Origin of the sequence: Burkholderia sp. TSV86 (genome assembly GCF_001522865.1) — a bacterium.
GTDB lineage: Bacteria > Pseudomonadota > Gammaproteobacteria > Burkholderiales > Burkholderiaceae > Burkholderia.
Genome location: NZ_LOWB01000097.1, coordinates 1 through 16,893 on the forward strand (window position 1 = coordinate 1; position 16,893 = coordinate 16,893).

Here is a 16,893-nt window from a genome sequence, read left to right on the forward strand (position 1 = left end):
CTGGCCTTTGCTCGTGACGCGCAGGGTGTCTATGCCATTCACCGAGTATGGACCCGCATTCCGGGTGAGCGCCGGGCACAGCGCATCCAATCCGTGAATGCGGCCGATCGCAATCAGGTGACGCACGGTTGCATCAACGTGACTTCGGACGTGTATGACGCGCTCGTGAACTGCTGCTCGACCGGGCAGTTGGTTATTCAGGACTGAGTGAGGATGCGATGAGCGATCGCCAAATGCACATCCACATGGCGCGCGTGTTCATCAATCAGGCCCGCACCGCACGATGCCATCCTGACTGGCACGCAACGCTACTGCGTTGGGCCGCTGGCCGCCGCCTGATGGCAGCGCAAAACCATGCCGAACCCGCGCAGGGTGAACTTTTCTGAGGAACGCACCATGACCGCCCAAACCGAAAATAACCCAGCTCCGAAAGTACAAACCGTCTGGAGCGCAAACAATGAAGATTTCTCGTGCGATGAACTCTGCGGGTTACTCGACATGCACGATGACCTAACAGTCGGCAATGTTGTCTTCGTAGGCGAAGCCAAGTCGATTCCCGCAAAACATCTATGCGACGCAGACGATGTGATCAATCTGATCGGCGAGCGAGCCTACGACGAGGTTGGCGAATATGCCGACGACTATCCGGACGTCACCGCTGAAGCAATAGCCGAGCTTGACGCTCTGCTGGCCGGATGGATCGAGAAACATGCGAAGCCGACGTTCTACAAAGTCGTCAATGTGCGCGAGTACACGATAGCTGCGGCAGACATGGAGGGCCGGGAATAATGAACGACCAACAACAGAGCCGCGCTGATGCGCTGACGGACGAACTGAATCGGCTCGTCAATCGCTGGACCGCCTCAATGAACGATGAGCAAGCGAAACGGAGCGTCGACGCGGTTGGCGTCGCCGCCGGCATTCGAGGCTGCATCCACGATCTACGCCTCGTTCTCGCCTCCGTCGGTGTTGAGCAGCCCGCAGCAGCGCCGGCCGACGAGCGGGTGGCGTTCGATTTCCTCGCGTATCTTCAGCGGCAGCGCGAATTCTCCGAGCGCACGTTTGGCCCCGGCGCGCGCACCGCTGGTGTCTGTGACCACATCCGCAAGGAACTGAAGGAAATCGAGGCGAACCCGGGCGATCTCACCGAATGGATCGACGTCGTGATTCTAGCGCTCGACGGCGCGTGGCGCGCAGGTGGCTCAGTGCGAAGTCGAATTGCTGCGCGCGGCAGCATCGCCCGCTACGGATGTGGTGACGCTGACCAATGAGGAGATCATCCAACTATTCGAGGAAAAAGCAGCTGCTGACCTTGAGATTTATCACGATATCGCCGCAAGCACTGTGTTGGGATTCGCGCGTGCGCTTCTTGCCACTCCGCAACCCGCGCAGTCCGACGAAGTAACGCGGCTACGGCGCGCGCTTTATCAAATTGCGCACTGGCCGGATGGCGGTAACGCCTACGGTCAGGAAAAGATCAAGAGCTTCGCGATCGGGATTCTCGATGGCGATCAACCCGCGCAGGCCGTCGCACCGGCAGAGGCGCGCGAGCCGAACGCTGGCGAAATTTCCGGCGAGGAAATGCTCCGTTTCTACGGCGTGTCGAACAGCGCCCCCGCCGATGCGGGAGAGGCGGTATCTGTCGCCGACGACGCTCGCGAACCTGAGCGTGTCACATCAATTCACGAAGGACACGTCGCTCACGCTCGTCGTCAACAACGTGTTCGATGCGATCAAGCACGACGATTCGAGCGGATGGCCCTACTACCCGGTCGGCTACTACATGCCTTACGGGCGCACGGTTTGGCTGGAGTTCGCGCACCGGTTCAATTGAGCGGCGCGCGGCCGCGCCGCCGGCGGACATGCGCACGGTTGGCGGTTGGCGGTTGGCGGTTGGCGGTTGGCGGTTGGCGGTTGGCGGTTGGCGATTGGCGATTGGCGATTGGCGGTTGGCGGCTAGTCTAGTGGCTGACGGCTGACGGCCGACGAGCCAGCAGACTGACGGCACGCACGGGCGCCCGCCGCGGCGCGCGGCCGCGAACGCGCGTTGCCCGACCTGCCGTCCGATGTATCGCCACCCGATGCGCCGCCGCCACACGCACGGCGCGCCTCCACGCATTGACCGGCGCATGCGCCACCCCGCTCAAGCACCCGCCGCCTCGGCGGGCCTGCGCTTGAGCACGCCCACCGCCACCGCCGTCACGAGCGTGCCGACGACGATCGCGAGCGCATACACGCCGAGATGCGTGACCGCATTCGGAATCGGCAACACGAAAATCCCGCCGTGCGGCACTTTCAGCTCCGCGCCCGCCGCCATCGAGATCGCGCCCGTGACCGCCGAGCCGGCAATGCACGCGGGAATCACGCGCATCGGATCGCGTGCCGCGAACGGAATCGCGCCTTCGGTGATGAACGCGATGCCCAGCACCGCGGCCGCATTGCCCGCCTCGCGCTCCTCGGCGCCGAAGCGGCTGCGGAACAGCCAGGTCGCGAGCGCGATGCCGAGCGGCGGCGTCATCCCGGCGGCCATCGTCGCGGCCATCGGCGTGTACACATGGCTTGCGATCAAGCCGGCGCTGAACGCGTAGGCCGCCTTGTTCACCGGCCCGCCCATGTCGAGTGCCATCATGCCGCCCAACAGCGCACCCAGCATCACCGCGCTGCCCGTCTGCATCGAGCGCAGCCAGCCTTCGAGCGCATGCAGCACGGCCGCGACCGGCGTGCCGACCACATAGAGCATCAGCAGGCCAACCACCAGCGTCGACAGCAGCGGAATGATCAGCACCGGCTTCAATCCTTCGAGATTGCGATGCAGCTTCAAATGGCGATTGATAAGCAGCGCGGTGTAACCGGCAAGGAAACCCGACACGATGCCGCCGAGAAACCCCGCGTTCAGGCTCGCCGCGAGCATCCCGCCGACCATGCCCGGCGTGATCCCGGGCCGGTCCGCGATCGAATACGCGATATAGCCGGACAGCACCGGCACGATCAGCGCGAACGCCGATTTCGCGCCGATTTGGAACAGCGACCATGCGAGCGTGCCTTTATGCGCATCGTCGAATGCGTAAATGCCGCCAAGCGCAAACGACAACGCAATCAGCAAACCGCCCGCGACCACGAACGGCAGCATGAACGACACGCCCGTCATCAGATGACGGTACGGGCCGCCCGCTTTCGCGGCGCGCGCCTGCTTCGCGGCCGCGACTTGATCGACAAGCGGCGCGGCGTTCGCGCCTGCCCCCGCCTGCGCGGAGCCTTCGACGCTCGCCTCGGCGATCGCCTTGTCGAGCAGCGCCGCGCCCTTGCCGATCGCGCTTTTGGTGCCCGTCTGATAGAGCCGCTTGCCGACGAAGCGCCGCTTGTCGACCTGCGTATCGGCGGCGATCACGACGAGATCGGCGTCGGCGATTTGCGCATCGGTCAGCCGGTTTTGCGCGCCGACCGAGCCCTGCGTTTCAACGTGGATCGTATGACCGAGCGAGCGCGCGCCCTGCGTGAGCCCTTCGGCCGCCATGAACGTATGCGCGATGCCCGTCGGGCACGACGTGATCGCGACGATTTTCAACGCACGCGCGCCGGATGCGGCGCTGGCGCCGTTCGTCGACGATGCGCCGGTGGCCGGCGTCATGCCGGATGCCGCCGCACCCGCCGCCGGCTGCGCAAGCGCGGCAGCAGACGCGTTGCCCGCCGCGCTTGCCAGCACGCCGTGCGCATCGCGGATCACATCGTCGAGCGACACGCGATGCAGCTTCTTGCCCGCGAACGGCGCTTCGTCGATCGTGGTGACGCCGTCGGTGGCAATCAGCACCGCGCTCGCGGCGTCGATCTGTGCCGCCGATACCGGCGTCTGCACGCCGAGCGCGCTGCGCGTCTCGAGCGCCAACGCAATACCCTGGGCGCGCGCCGCGCGGCTCAGCGCGTGCGACGCAAAGGCCGGCGCGACCGTTTGCGCGTCCGCCGCCACGAATCCGATCAAATTTTTCATTGCTGTCTCCGGCATGCCCGGCTCATAGATCAACGACGACGCCATCCGCGGACGCGGTCAGCGTGAAACTCTCGACTTCGACTTGCGCCGCGAGCGCGTCGAGTGTGGCGCGGTCCGGCAAATGCGGGCCGACGCGCGCAAGCTTGGCCGCCGCGAACGCGCTCGCGCGGCGGCCCGCGTCGCACCACGTCCGCGCCTCGGTCAGACTCGCGACGAGCCCGGCGACGAACGCGTCGCCCGCGCCGACCGTGCTCGCGACACGCACGCGCGGCGGCGTGGCGCGGAAACCTTCGAAGGTGACGGCGGGCGGTGCGCTGCGCGGCGGCGTGGCCAGGGCGCTATCGGTCGCCGTCGGCACTGCCGCGACCGTCATCGCCGTAACCGTGGCCGTCGCCGTGATCGCCGCCGCCGTTTGGCCGGCAGCAGCCGGCGAGGCCGCAGCAATGGGCGCCGGCGGCGACGCTTGCGTGGAACTCGACGCAGAACGCGCATCGAGCGGTGCCTGTGCCTGTGCCTGTGCCTGTGCCTGTGCTTCTGCTTCTGCTTCTGCTTCTGCTTCTGCTTCTGCTTCTGCTTCTGCTTCTGCGTGCAATGCTGCCGCCGCGCCCGCTTTTTCCGCTTCGCCGGACGCCATCACGCCAAGCGCGCCGCGCGCGCCAAGCGACACGGCGACATACCCGATTCCTCGCGCCGCCAGCTCGCAAGCCGCACGCGCGATCGCGCCGTCGTCATCGCCGAGCGTGCGGCCCAATGCGGCCTCCAGCTCGGCGAGATTCGGCTTGACGAGATCGGGCAGCTCGCGCGGATCGGCGGCCGCCAGCGCATCGGCGAGCGGCGCGCCGCTCGTATCGAGCGCGACGCGGGCGCCCGCGTCATGCAGCATGCGCGTCGCGCGCCGGTAAAACGACGCGTCGACGCCCGGCGGCAGGCTGCCCGCGAGCACGAACCAGCGGCCCGGCGCGGCGAGTTCGGCCAGCCGGCGCTCGAGCGCCGCGACGTCGGCGGACGTGGGCCGCGACGTCGCGAGATTGACGTCGGTTGTCTCGTCGCGCGCCGGATCGACGAGCTTCACGTTGATGCGCGTGCGGCCCGCGATCCGCACGAAGCGATCGGCGATGCCCTTGTCGGCGAACATCGCGTCGAACACGGCGCTGTCTTGCGCGCCGAGCAAGCCGGTCGCGATCGTGTCGATCCCGTAGTCGGCAAGACAGCCGGCGACATTCACGCCCTTGCCGCCCGCGTTGAATTCGAGCGACTCCGCGCGGTTCACGTCGCCGAGCGTCAGATTCGCGACACGCACGGTCTGATCGAGCGCCGGGTTCGGCGTGACGGTCACGACCGTCGCACGGGGCGTGGCGGCTGAAACACGGGCGGCGGGTTGCATGCAGGCTTTCGAACCAGTGGTTGAATCCGTGGTTGCAGTGGTGGAATCAGCGTTCATATCGGTCCCGAAATCGCCCCTCATGCGGCCGCCCGCGTATCCGCGGCATCGAGCGCCCGCACCGCGTCGACATCCCCGCAATCGAGCGCGCGCTGCGCGAGCGTTTGCAGCGCATCGAGCCGCGCGCCGCGCAGCCGAGCCTTGACCGCGGCGATATCGCGCGCGCTCATCGACAGTTCATCGACGCCGAGCCCCGCGAGAATCGATGCGCCGAGCGGATCGCCCGCAAGCCCGCCGCACACGCCAACCCACTTGCGATGCCGGCGCGCGCCGTCGACGGTCTGCTTGATCATCCGCAGCACCGCCGGGTGCAGGCTCTCCGCGTTGCGCGCCAGCTCCGGATGTTCGCGATCGATCGCGAGCACGTATTGCGTGAGATCGTTCGTGCCGATCGAGAAGAAATCGACGAGTTGCGCGAAATGATCGGCGAGCGCGGCAGCCGACGGCGTCTCGACCATAATGCCGAGCGGCACCTTCGGCGCCTCCAGTTCCGCGCGCACCGTCTCGGCAAGCGCGATGGCCTGCCGCGCGTCGTCGAGCGTCGACACCATCGGGAACATGATCGACAGCGGCCCTTGCTTCGCCGCGCGATAAAGCGCGCGCAATTGCGGAATGAACAGATCGGGACGCCGCAAGCACAGACGCACCCCGCGCACTCCGAGGAAAGGATTGGTTTCGTGCGGCAAGTTCAGGTACGGCACCTGCTTGTCGCCGCCGATATCGAGCGTGCGGATGATCAGATGCCGGCCGCCGCTCGCGTCGACCATTCGCCGGTAGCAGTCATATTGTTCGTCCTCGTCGGGCGCGTCGCGGCGCTCGAGAAACAGGAACTCCGTGCGCATCAGGCCGATACCGTCCGCGCCTTGCGCGAGCGCGTCGGCAACTTGATCGGGCCGCGTGATGTTCGCGCCGATCTCGATCACATGGCCGTCGAGCGTTGCGGCGGGCAGCGCACGGTTCGCGCTCGCGCGCTTGCGCTCCTCGATCAGCCGCAGTTGCGCTTGCCGCGCGCGCTCGGCGTCGCGCGCGGACACGCCGACGAATAGCCGCCCCGCGTTGCCGTCGAGCACGGCATGCGAGCCGTCGGCAATCTCCAGCAGCTTCGCGCCGCACGCGACCGCCGCCGGCACGCCGAGCGTGCGCGCGAGAATCGCCGTATGCGACGTCGGGCCGCCCGCGACCGTGCAGAAGCCGAGCGTCACGGCGGGATCGAGCTGCGCGGTGTCGGACGGCGTCAAATCCTCGGCGATCAGGATCGAAGGCACGCCCGCGCCCGCATCGGCACTGCCGCCCGCGCCCGCTTCGCCGAGATGCCGCAACACGCGCCGCGCGACATCGCGCAAATCCGCCGCCCGCGCGGCGAGCAACGGATCGGGCAACGCGGCAAGCCGCGCCGCCTGCGCGTCGGCGGCGCGATGCCACGCCCACGCGAGCCCGTGGCCATCGGCAACCAGCCGCGCGGTTTCGTCGAGCAGCGCGGTATCGTTCAGCAGTTCGCGCTGCGCGATGAAAATCTCGCCCTCGGCCGCGCCGAGGCGCGCCGCGGTCGAGCGGGCGAGCGCGTCAAGCTCGGCGGCCGTATCCGCGAACGCCTGTTCGAGACGATGTGACGCGTCGAGCGGATCGCCCGGGCGATCCTCGATCTCGAGCGCCGCCGCGCGCAGCACGCGCACCGGCCCGATCACGAGGCCGGGCCCCGCGCCGATGCCGTCGATCGCCGTCGCCGGGTCCTCCGGCGCCCACAGCGCGGGCTGGGCCTGCTGTTTGCGCGCCTGCGCCGCGGCCGCGCGCGCATGCTCGTCGGCCACGAGCGCCTCGATCGTGCGCGCCAGCGCCGCGAGCGCATCAGCCGCATCGACGCCCTGCGCGGACACCACGAGCGCCGCATTCGCGCCCGCGCCGAGTTGCAGCAAGCTGACGAGATTCTTCGGGTCGGCCGCAACGTTGCCATGACGCACGCGCAGCGCCGCCTGATAGCGCTTCGCGGTCGCAACCCATGCGCTCGCGGGCCGCGCATGCAGGCCGTGCGGATAATCGAGGATCAATTCGATGCGATGCTCGTAATCGGCGGGCGTTGCCGCAACCACGGCCGCGCTGGCGCCGCTGGCATCGCTGCCGCCGTTTAGCGCGTCGACGATCACCTGAGCGTCGCGCGCCGCGAGCAACCGTTCGAGCTGCGCCGGATCACCGATCAGCCGGGTCAGGCGCTGCAACAGCGCAATGTGCTCGTCGGACTGCGCGGCGATCGCCACCACGAGCTTCGCGCGCTCGCCACCCTGCCAGTCGACGCCGGCCGGCACCTGCAGCACCGCGACGCCCGTGCGGCGGATCAGGTGACGATCCTCCTGCAACCCGTGCGGAATCGCGACGCCGCTGCCCAGATACGTATTCGATACCTGCTCGCGGCCAAGCAGGCTATCGACATAGCCGGGCTCGATGACGCCCGCCGCCACGAGCAGCGCGCCCGCCTGACGGATCGCATCGTGTTTCGAGTCGGCGCCGGCACCGAGCCGGACCAGCTCCGCAGTAAGCAACGGCGGCATCACGTCTCCTGAGTTCAGTCGTTCTAGATGCACGTATTGGAATCGATACCACTTCAACCGTCAAGCGTTCCCCGATTTCAGAAAACTGAGTGAAATACGCGGCAACCCCATATAGAATATGGCAAATGGCCTGTCCACGACGGGTGGATACGTGATGAACCACATAGCCTTCCGCCACCCTGGATCAGGGTAAATACCGATCAAAAGAGAAATCGATTTCAGTCATTTCAGTCGTATGGCGCTACGAATCAAGGATGTCGCGCAAGCCGCGGGCGTATCGGTCACGACGGTTTCGCGCGTGCTGTCGAACAACGGCCCGGTGCGCGACGCCGTGCGGCAGCGCGTGCTGGCAGTGATCGAACAGCTCGACTACCGGCCGAACGCCGCCGCGCGGCGGCTGCGCTCGGGCGATACCGCAACGATCGGCCTGATTGTGTCGGACGTGCGCAACCCGTTTTTTACCGAAGTGAGCCGCGCCGTCGAAGACGCCGCATACGAACATGGCATGCGCGTGATCCTCTGCAACACCGACGAAGATCCGGAAAAGGAAGCGATGTATCTGCGGCTGATGGCGAGCGAACGCGTAACGGGCGTGATCTATTCACCGACCTACGATGCCGCACGGCGCTTCGATGCGCTCGCGCATGCGTTTCCGGTCGTGATGATCGACCGCGCGGGCCCGGCGGGCACGGCCGACGCGGTCACGCTGGATAACCGCGACGCCGCGACGCAACTCGTCGAGCACCTGGTTGCGCGCGGCTACCGGCGCATCGCGGGCCTGTTCGGCAATGCGAGCACGACGGGGCGCGAACGGCATGCGGCGCTCGTCGACGCGCTGCGCGGCCATGCACTGTCCGCCGAAACGGAATTCGTCGATCCGAATCCGCACGCCGCGCAAGCGCACGTGTTGGCGTGGCTGTCGGGCGACGCGGCGGCGCGCCCCGACGCGATCGTCGCAAGCAACGGACTGCTGCTGCTCGGCGCGTATCGCGCGCTGCGCGAACGCGGCGCACGCGTGCCCGACGATGTCGCGCTCGCCGGCTTCGACAACGATGCGTGGACCGACCTGGTCACGCCCGGCGTGACGGTCATTGCGCAGCCCGTCTACGAGATCGGCAGGAATGCGATGCAACTGCTCACGCAGCGGCTCGCGGAACCGAAGATGTCGACCCGTACACTGGTGCTGCCGGGCGAGTTGATCGTCCGGGGCTCGACAGCGCCGCGGCAGCGGGCATGAGCGGCCTGGGCGGCATGAGCGGAGCGGGCATGAACGGGTTGACGGCAGCCGACGGGTTCGAGCGATCGGCTGGCACGCGGACGATCAGCGAACGTTTTAATTGATGTTCAGCGGACATTTGACGGTAGGCGAAGCAAACATAAGCAAACGATAAGCGGGCTTGAGCCGGTGCCGAACGCGCAGCGGGCGCACGCAATCGCAACCCGCCAGCTTTCACGAAAACACCGGCTGCCGGACGGGCAAGCGGCAAGCGGCAAGCGTCACGCGGCCATGGAGAACGCCCGTTTCCCCCCGAAACCCAGCGATGACGCCCGCCGCCGACATTGGACTACCCGCCGGCAATCGCGCCACCGCTCGATGCCCGCCCTCAACGCCCACCGCTCGACGCGCCCGCACTCGGCAGCGCCGCATGTTGCGGCGGGCACGCCGGAAACCGGAAAATCGCGCATCGAGCAGCTATGCCGCTCATACATCGAACTTCACTCCCTGCGCCAGCGGCAGTTCGCGGCTATAGTTGATCGTGTTGGTCGCACGGCGCATATAGCTCTTCCAGGCGTCGGAGCCCGACTCCCGCCCGCCCCCCGTTTCCTTCTCGCCGCCGAACGCGCCGCCGATCTCCGCGCCGCTCGTGCCGATATTGACGTTGACGATCCCGCAATCGCTGCCTGCCGCCGACATGAACCACTCGGCCTCACGCATGTCGTTCGTGAAGATCGACGACGACAGTCCTTGCGGCACGCCGTTATGAATCGCGAGCGCTTCGTCGAGTTCGTCGTAGACGAGCACATAGAGAATCGGCGCGAATGTTTCGCGCGTCACGACAGACGTCTGCTTCGGCATCCGCACGAGCGCCGGGCGCACGTAATACGCGTCTGGATGCCCGATGTCGACACGCTCGCCGCCCTTTACGTCCCCCCCCTGCTCGCGCGCATCGGCAAGCGCCTTTTGCATCGCATCGAACGACGCGCGGTCGATCAGCGGACCGACCAGCGTGCCGGCATCGAGCGGATTGCCGATCGTCACCGATGCGAATGCCTTCTCCAGACGCGGCAGCAACTGATCGGCAACGCTGCGATGCACGATCAACCGGCGCAGCGTCGTGCAGCGCTGACCGGCGGTGCCGACCGCGGCGAACGTAACCGCGCGCACCACGAGATCGAGATCCGCGCTCGGCGCGACGATCATCCCGTTGTTGCCGCCGAGTTCGAGAATGCTGCGCGCAAGGCGCCGGCTCAGCACCTGCGCGACCTCGATGCCCATGCGCACGCTGCCCGTCGCGCTGATGAGCGGCACCTTCGGCGATGCGGCAAGCGCCTCGCCGACATCACGCCCCCCTAGTACGAGCTGCGTCAGCCCTTGCGGCACCACGCCCGGATGCGTGCGTTCGAATTCGCGCGCCGCCTTCGCAAACAGCCCATGACACGCGATCGCCGTCAACGGCGTTTTCTCGGACGGCTTCCAGACGACCGGATCGCCGCACACAAGCGCCAGCGCCGCATTCCACGCCCACACGGCAACCGGGAAATTGAACGCGGAGATCACGCCGCACACGCCAAGCGGATGCCAGGTTTCCATCATCCGGTGACCGGGCCGCTCGGACGCGATCGTGAGGCCGTATAGTTGCCGCGACAACCCCACCGCGAAATCGCAAATGTCGATCATTTCCTGCACTTCGCCCAGCCCCTCGGACGCGATCTTGCCCGCTTCGAGCGTGACGAGCGCGCCAAGCGCGGCCTTGTGCTCGCGCAGCACGTTGCCAAACACGCGCACCAGTTCGCCGCGCACGGGCGCGGGCACCGTACGCCACGCGGCGAACACGCGATGCGCGGTGTCAATCTTGCGCTCGACGTCGGCCGGGCTATCCACGGCGAGCGTCGCAAGGGTCGCGCCGTCCACCGGCGAACGGGCCGTCAGCGCGGCGCCTTGCCAGTGGGCGAGATCGACGTCCAGCGCGGCGAGAATGTCGTTGAATTGCATCGCTTCCTCTTCAGTTCGGAATGACAACAGATTGATCGGTGAATGAATCGATTGGACCGCGTTCGCGTGCCGCATGCAAGCGTCCCAGCCATTTGGCCAGGCGCCGCGAACCGGCGCGCGGCGCGCGCGGGTATCCCGCGCGTGGCCGCCGCCGGCTCGGACAAGCGTCAGCGGCCGGCCGCGAGCGCGGCTTGCAGCCGGCGCACGCCCTCGAAAATTTCCGCCTCGTCCTGCGCCGCGAACGACAGCCGCAAGCTCGCGGTATCCGCATCGCTCGCATAGAATGCCGCGCCCGGCACGTACATCACGTTATGCTCGAGCGCGTGCTTGAGCAGCGCCGTCGCGTCGCGACCGCGCGTGAGCCGCGCCCAGACGAACATGCCCCCGGCAGGCTCGCGCCATTCGACGTCATCCGGCACGAATTGACGCAGCGCGCTGATCAGAGCACGGCAGCGATCGCCGTAAGTCCGCGCGATCGTGCGCAAATGCACGGCAAGCCGGCCGCTGTCCAGATAGCGCCGGATGGCTTCCTGAGCAAGCGGCGCGGTGCACAAGTCGCTCGTCTGCTTCGCCACCGTCATTCGGCGCGCGATCGCCTCGGGCGCCGCCGCCCAGCCGATCCGCAGCCCCGGCGCGACGATCTTCGACAAGCTGCCGAGATAGACGGTCCAATCCTGCGCGCCGTCGCAGGCGAGGATGGGCGCGACGGGCTCGCCGGTAAAACGCAGATCGGCATACGGATCGTCCTCGACGAGCACGATTTGCTCACGCGCGGCCAGCGCGGCCAGCGCAGCCCGCCGCGCCGGCGGCAAAGTCGCGCCGGTCGGGTTCGCGAACGTCGGCACCGTATACAACAGCTTCGGGCGGCGCTCGGCGGCGGGCCAAGCGGCAAGCTGCGCGGCGAGCGCGGCGGGATCGACGCCATCGCCGTCGGTACGCACCGGCACGAGTCTCGCCCCCGCGAGCCGCAGCGCCTGCAGCGCGGCCGGATACGCCGGCGCTTCGACGAGCGCGACGTCGCCCGGCTCGATCAGCGTGCGCACGAGCAGGTCGAACCCCTGCTGCGAGCCAGCCGTCACCAGGATGCGCGACGCGTCGCAATGCACGCCGCGCGCGCTCGCCATCCAGTCCGCAAGCGCACGGCGCAAACCGGGCTGGCCCGCTGTATCGCCGTACTGCAGGCACGCGACGGGATCGTCGCGGCACGCGCCGGCAAGCGCCGCCGCAATGCCCTCGCGGTCGAACAGATCGGCGGACGGATAGCCGCCCGCGAACGAAATCATCCCCGGCTTGCCGACGTGCTTGAACAGCTCGCGGATCGGCGAGCCCTGCGGATCGGCAAACGGCGCGGCGAACGGATAAGCGTTGGCGGGCAACGCGCCGGGCGGCGGCGCGGCTCGCGCAAACGCGTCGACGTTCGGCGCGGCGGGCTTCGGCATGCGGCGGGAATCGGCGGCAGTCGTCATCACAAGCTCCGGCAAGCGTGGAAATCGGCGGCGATGGAGGCGGGCGCGGGTTTCGACACGCGGTGCAAACCGCGCCCCCTACGCCGCAGCCGTCATCTTGAAGATGCCGGTCGCGTTGCCTGCATCGAAGCTCAGATCGAGCGTCGCGCGCCCGGTGGCGGCATCGGCAAGCGTGTCGCGCGTGATGAATTCGTAGAACGACCCCGGCACCTCGCGCTCGATATGCGCGCCCGACGCGTCGACGAACGCGCGCACCACCGGGTCCGCGCGAAACGCGGTCTGACGCACGCGCCCCGAGCGCGACACCTCGACGGCCGGCTTGATCGGCCTGCCGAGCGCGCGTTGCGTGGCGGCGAGCGCATCGACGTCCGGCACGCGGTCGGTCGCATGGTTGAACGCGTTGCCTTCGGTCGCGATCCACGCCATCTCCGCCGATTCGGCAAGCAGCGTCTCGTAATCGGCCAGCTTCGGCGTCGCATGCTGGCGGTCAAAACAGCTCACCAGCACGGGCAGCAGCGCGCGCGCGTCGGCAAGCGGCAGCGATGCGTCGCGCTCCAACTCGGCCAGCGCAGCGAACGAGCGCGGCGTCAGCGGATCGGCCGACGTGCCGACCACGTTCGTCACCGCTTGCTGGAATGCGGCGCTGAAGCGCTCCGGATGCAGCTCGCTCACGAAAAACTGCGCGATTTGATCGGGCGCGTCGAGATGCGCGTATGAGCGGCCGGTCATATTCAGGCGTTCGAGCGCATAGGTGCCGTTCAGCCGGTAGCCAAGCGGCCGCAGGATTCGCGTGAACGCGGCCTCCCCCGGCGGCAGTGCGCCGCACGACGGCCAGCGCACCGTGCGCAGCGCGCCGTGATCGAACGTCACGCGGCCGCCGTCGCGGGCGACGTCGCGCGTGTACGCGCGGCCGGTCGGCACCCGGTCGAGCAGATCCGCGAACAACGCCATGTTGAGCGCCTGCGCAAGCTCCGCACGCATCACCACGCCTGGCTCGCAACGCTCCACGCAGCCCGGAACATGCATCAATTGCATCAACTCATCGATCGTCGATGGATGGAGGACGGTGGCGAGCAAAGCGGCGAGATTCGCGTTCATCGGATTTTTTCAATGAATTCGGGGTAGGTCGGCGATGCGTCGTGGTACGGCGGGATGCGTGCAGCCCATTGGCTGCCGCACCGGACGCGTTCGGGGGTTGATTGTCGGCGTGCACCATACTCGCGGCAACTGATATAAACTCACCACTTCATTCTAAAAACTCATCAACTATTGATCTTCGACCGGCCGACCCTCGATGCGAAAAGGCATTCCGAATCTTGCCGCGTTACAGGTTTTCGAAGCGGCGGCCCGCCACGCCAGCTTTACGCGCGCGGCTGACGAACTCGCGCTCACGCAAAGCGCGGTCAGCCGCCAGATCACCGCGCTCGAGGCGCGGCTCGGCGTCGCGCTGTTCCTGCGGATCAAGAAGCGGGTCGTGCTGACGCCGCACGGCCGCCATTACGCGGCGCTCGTGCGCCGCAACCTTGAGCGCATCGAGCGCGACACACTTGAGCTGATGGCGCAGCGCGGCATCGGCGCGACGCTGGAGCTTGCGGTCGTGCCGACGTTCGCGAGCCAGTGGCTGATTCCGCGCCTGCCGCAATTCCGTGCGCGGCGGCCCGATATCACGGTCAACCTGTCGGTGCGCACCGAGCCGTTCCTGTTCAGCGATTCGCCGTTCGACGCGGCGATCTACTTTGGGCATGCGCTCTGGCCCGGCACGCAAGGGCGGCTGCTGTTCCTCGAAGGCGACATGCTGCCGGTGTGCAGCCCCGCGCTGCTGCCCTCGCCGGGCAAGCCGGTCTCGCTGGACGCGCTGCTCGAGCTGCCGCTGCTGCATCTATCGACGCGCGCCGATGCGTGGCGCGACTGGTTCCGCGCGCATGGCATGGACAACGATCTGCGCGCGGTACGCGGGCCGCGCTACGAGCTCTTCACGATGCTCACGGCGGCCGCTCACGCGGGAATGGGCATCGCGCTCATGCCCGAGCTGCTCGTTGCCGACGAGCTTGCGTCGGGGCGTCTGCGCGCGCCGCTCGAGCTGCGCCTGCCGAGCGATGCGGGCTACTACCTCGTCGCCCCCGGCGACGCCGCCGACAGCGAGCCGTTCGTTGCGCTGGCCGAATGGCTAGGTTCCGTCGCGCCGTCGCGGCCGATAAGCTGACGTCACGATCCTGTTCGATCGCAAGCTTTTTACTTATCCGCTTGTCCGTTCACCGGCCGGCCGAACGCCGGCCACGCGAGACCGATCATGACCATTCGCATCGGCGATATCGTGCCGCTGTCCATCGCCCGCGCCCACTTTTCCGAGCTGGCCGACGAAGTGCGCAACGGCGTCGAGAAGATCATCACGAAAAACGGCGCCGCCTATGTCGCGCTGATCGATGCCCGGCGGCTCGAGCGCTACCACCGGCTCGAATGCGATTGCGCGCGTTGGCCGTCCGTGGCGCAGCCCGACGCGCCGGTCAACCACGCTGTCACTCACACCGAAACCCATCATGCAGCCGGCGGCGCGCCCGAACCATCACCCGAGCCGAAGCGGCACGGCACACGCTAAACACGCCGATATGCGAATGCACCGATCCAGATTTACCCGGACATCCGACAATTCGCGCGACCGGCACTGCGTGCGGCGGACGCTGCGTCTGCGGCCAGCCACTCCTGCCCCGCATGCGCTCGCGCGGCCGTCGGCCGTGCCGCACTGCTCATCGCCGGTCGCCCGCCCGGCAGCGATCGCGCCAAACATCCGCCCCGGGCTGCGCCGCCGGCTCTTCGCACGCCGGGCTCAAACGGTTACGATAGCCCGCACCCTCGAACCTCGCCCCGCCCTCTGTCCACGGCCCACGCTGCGCATGCCGAATTTCTACGAAGCCACCGCGACCCGCACCCCCTACCCCACGCTCGACACCCGCATCGATACCGACGTCTGCATCGTCGGCGGCGGGCTGGCCGGCTTGTCGACCGCACTCGGCCTGGTCGAGCGCGGCATGCGCGACGTAGTTGTGCTGGAGGCGAAGACGGTCGGATTCGGCGCGTCTGGCCGCAACGGCGGCTTCGTGTTCGGCGGCTACAGCCTCGACAACGCAGACCTGCTGCGCACGCTCGGCCCCGTGTCAGCCCGCACGCTCTACCAGTTGACGCTCGATGCGGTCGACCTGATCCGTGCCCGCTCCACGCGCTACGGCATCGATTGCGAGCGTGTCGACGGCGGCGTGATCCTCGCGAACTGGTTCGACGATCCAGCGCGGCTCGACGCACCGCGCAAGCTGATGAAAAATGCGTTCGGCGTCGACTGGGAGCCGCTCGATGCGCGCGCGCTGCGCGAGCGTCTGAACACCGATCGCTATCACGGCGGGCTGTTCGAGCGCAACGCGTTCCATTTCCACCCGCTCAAGTACGTGCTCGGAATCGCCACCGCCGCCGCGAGCCGCGGTGCGCGCATCTACGAACATTCGGCGGCGCGCTCGATCCGCCGCGACGGCGCGGGCTTTGTCATCGCGACCAGAAACGGCGCCGTGCATGCCCGGCACGTCGTGTTCGCGGGCGGCGGCTACGCGCGCGGCGTCTACCCGCGCATCGAGCGTGCGGTGCTGCCGATCGCGACTTATGTGATCGCGACCGAGCCGCTCGGCGCGCGCCTGGCCGATTCGATCAACTGCGCGTCGGCCGTCTACGACACGCGTTTCGCGTTCGACTATTACCGGCCGCTCGCCGATACGCGCATCCTGTGGGGCGGCCGCATCTCGATTCTCGATCGCGGGCCGGACGCGATCGCGCGGCTGCTCAGGCGCGATCTCGTGCGCGTCTATCCACAATTGCGCGACGTCGCCGTGCAGTTCGCATGGGGCGGCCTGATGAGCTACGCACGTCATAAAATGCCGCAGATCGGCTGCGACGCGAGCGGCGTATGGCACGCGATCGGCTTCGGCGGCCACGGCATGGCACCGACGACCGTCGCGGGCGAAGTGCTCGCGGCAGCGCTCGCCGAAGGGCGGCCCGTGCCGAGCGGCTTCGACGCATTCGGCCTCACGCGCACGTTCGGCGTGGCCGGACTTGCCGCAGCCCAGCTCACGTATTGCGCCTACGAGGCACGCGATGCACTCGCCGCCCGCCGCACGCCACCCGCCAGCCGGGCGGCAAACGCGCGCGGCGTTTAGCGCGCCCGGGCCTGGACTCGCCGGGGTGCGTGCTAGAATGCGCCGTTC

Annotated in this window: 13 protein-coding genes and 1 pseudogene; 8 read left to right on the forward strand and 6 right to left on the reverse strand. The window is 67.8% G+C overall.

Annotated features, from left to right (window positions below):
* From WS68_RS28415 to WS68_RS28985, 4 genes and pseudogenes are all read left to right on the forward strand, one after another.
* Positions 1 to 207: pseudogene (locus WS68_RS28415) on the forward strand (hypothetical protein); the annotation flags it as partial.
* 189 nt (positions 208 to 396) lie between these two features.
* The gene (locus WS68_RS16095) at positions 397 to 789 is read left to right on the forward strand and encodes a hypothetical protein (protein WP_059571753.1); all 393 of its coding nucleotides are present in this window, start codon (positions 397 to 399) and stop codon (positions 787 to 789) included.
* The gene (locus tag WS68_RS26360) at positions 789 to 1,271 is read left to right on the forward strand and encodes a dATP/dGTP pyrophosphohydrolase domain-containing protein (protein ID WP_231753038.1); all 483 of its coding nucleotides are present in this window, start codon (positions 789 to 791) and stop codon (positions 1,269 to 1,271) included. Before WS68_RS16095 ends, WS68_RS26360 begins: the two co-directional genes overlap by 1 nt.
* A gap of 350 nt (positions 1,272 to 1,621) precedes the next feature.
* Positions 1,622 to 1,834 carry a TonB-dependent receptor gene (locus WS68_RS28985; RefSeq protein WP_059571754.1) on the forward strand — a complete coding sequence of 71 codons (213 nt, stop codon included), beginning with the start codon at positions 1,622 to 1,624 and terminating at the stop codon, positions 1,832 to 1,834.
* Positions 1,835 to 2,143: 309 nt separating this feature from the next.
* On the opposite strand, the gene WS68_RS16110 is transcribed toward WS68_RS28985, so the two are convergent.
* The 3 genes from WS68_RS16110 to ptsP form a co-directional block, all read right to left on the reverse strand.
* A complete protein-coding gene (locus WS68_RS16110) occupies positions 2,144 to 3,985 on the reverse strand; it encodes a fructose-specific PTS transporter subunit EIIC (RefSeq protein ID WP_059571792.1) in 1,842 nt (613 codons plus the stop codon).
* 22 nt (positions 3,986 to 4,007) lie between these two features.
* Positions 4,008 to 5,369 carry a 1-phosphofructokinase family hexose kinase gene (locus tag WS68_RS16115; protein ID WP_059571755.1) on the reverse strand — a complete coding sequence of 454 codons (1,362 nt, stop codon included), beginning with the start codon at positions 5,367 to 5,369 and terminating at the stop codon, positions 4,008 to 4,010.
* Positions 5,370 to 5,446: 77 nt separating this feature from the next.
* The gene (ptsP, locus tag WS68_RS16120; protein ID WP_059571756.1) at positions 5,447 to 7,969 is read right to left on the reverse strand and encodes a phosphoenolpyruvate--protein phosphotransferase; all 2,523 of its coding nucleotides are present in this window, start codon (positions 7,967 to 7,969) and stop codon (positions 5,447 to 5,449) included.
* A 235-nt stretch (positions 7,970 to 8,204) separates the two neighbouring features.
* On the opposite strand from ptsP, the gene WS68_RS16125 reads away from it, so the two are divergent.
* The gene (locus tag WS68_RS16125; RefSeq protein ID WP_059571757.1) at positions 8,205 to 9,206 is read left to right on the forward strand and encodes a LacI family DNA-binding transcriptional regulator; all 1,002 of its coding nucleotides are present in this window, start codon (positions 8,205 to 8,207) and stop codon (positions 9,204 to 9,206) included.
* Positions 9,207 to 9,671: 465 nt separating this feature from the next.
* On the opposite strand, the gene amaB is transcribed toward WS68_RS16125, so the two are convergent.
* From amaB to WS68_RS16140, 3 genes are all read right to left on the reverse strand, one after another.
* Positions 9,672 to 11,183: an L-piperidine-6-carboxylate dehydrogenase gene (gene amaB / locus WS68_RS16130; protein WP_059571793.1), complete on the reverse strand. Its 1,512-nt coding sequence runs from the start codon at positions 11,181 to 11,183 to the stop codon at positions 9,672 to 9,674.
* 167 nt (positions 11,184 to 11,350) lie between these two features.
* A complete protein-coding gene (locus tag WS68_RS16135) occupies positions 11,351 to 12,622 on the reverse strand; it encodes an aminotransferase-like domain-containing protein (protein WP_442857171.1) in 1,272 nt (423 codons plus the stop codon).
* Between the two features lie 105 nt (positions 12,623 to 12,727).
* Positions 12,728 to 13,747, reverse strand: coding sequence for a DUF1338 domain-containing protein (locus WS68_RS16140; RefSeq protein ID WP_059571758.1), 1,020 nt, complete (start codon positions 13,745 to 13,747; stop codon positions 12,728 to 12,730).
* 196 nt (positions 13,748 to 13,943) lie between these two features.
* Between WS68_RS16140 and WS68_RS16145 the strand changes: the two genes are divergently transcribed.
* From WS68_RS16145 to WS68_RS16155, 3 genes are all read left to right on the forward strand, one after another.
* Positions 13,944 to 14,852 (forward strand): LysR substrate-binding domain-containing protein, encoded by a 909-nt coding sequence (locus WS68_RS16145; RefSeq protein WP_059571759.1) that lies wholly within the window; start codon positions 13,944 to 13,946, stop codon positions 14,850 to 14,852.
* A gap of 87 nt (positions 14,853 to 14,939) precedes the next feature.
* Positions 14,940 to 15,245, forward strand: coding sequence for a type II toxin-antitoxin system Phd/YefM family antitoxin (locus WS68_RS29385; protein ID WP_082710090.1), 306 nt, complete (start codon positions 14,940 to 14,942; stop codon positions 15,243 to 15,245).
* Between the two features lie 295 nt (positions 15,246 to 15,540).
* A complete protein-coding gene (locus WS68_RS16155; protein WP_059571760.1) occupies positions 15,541 to 16,845 on the forward strand; it encodes an NAD(P)/FAD-dependent oxidoreductase in 1,305 nt (434 codons plus the stop codon).
* The last annotated feature ends 48 nt before the right edge of the window (positions 16,846 to 16,893 follow it).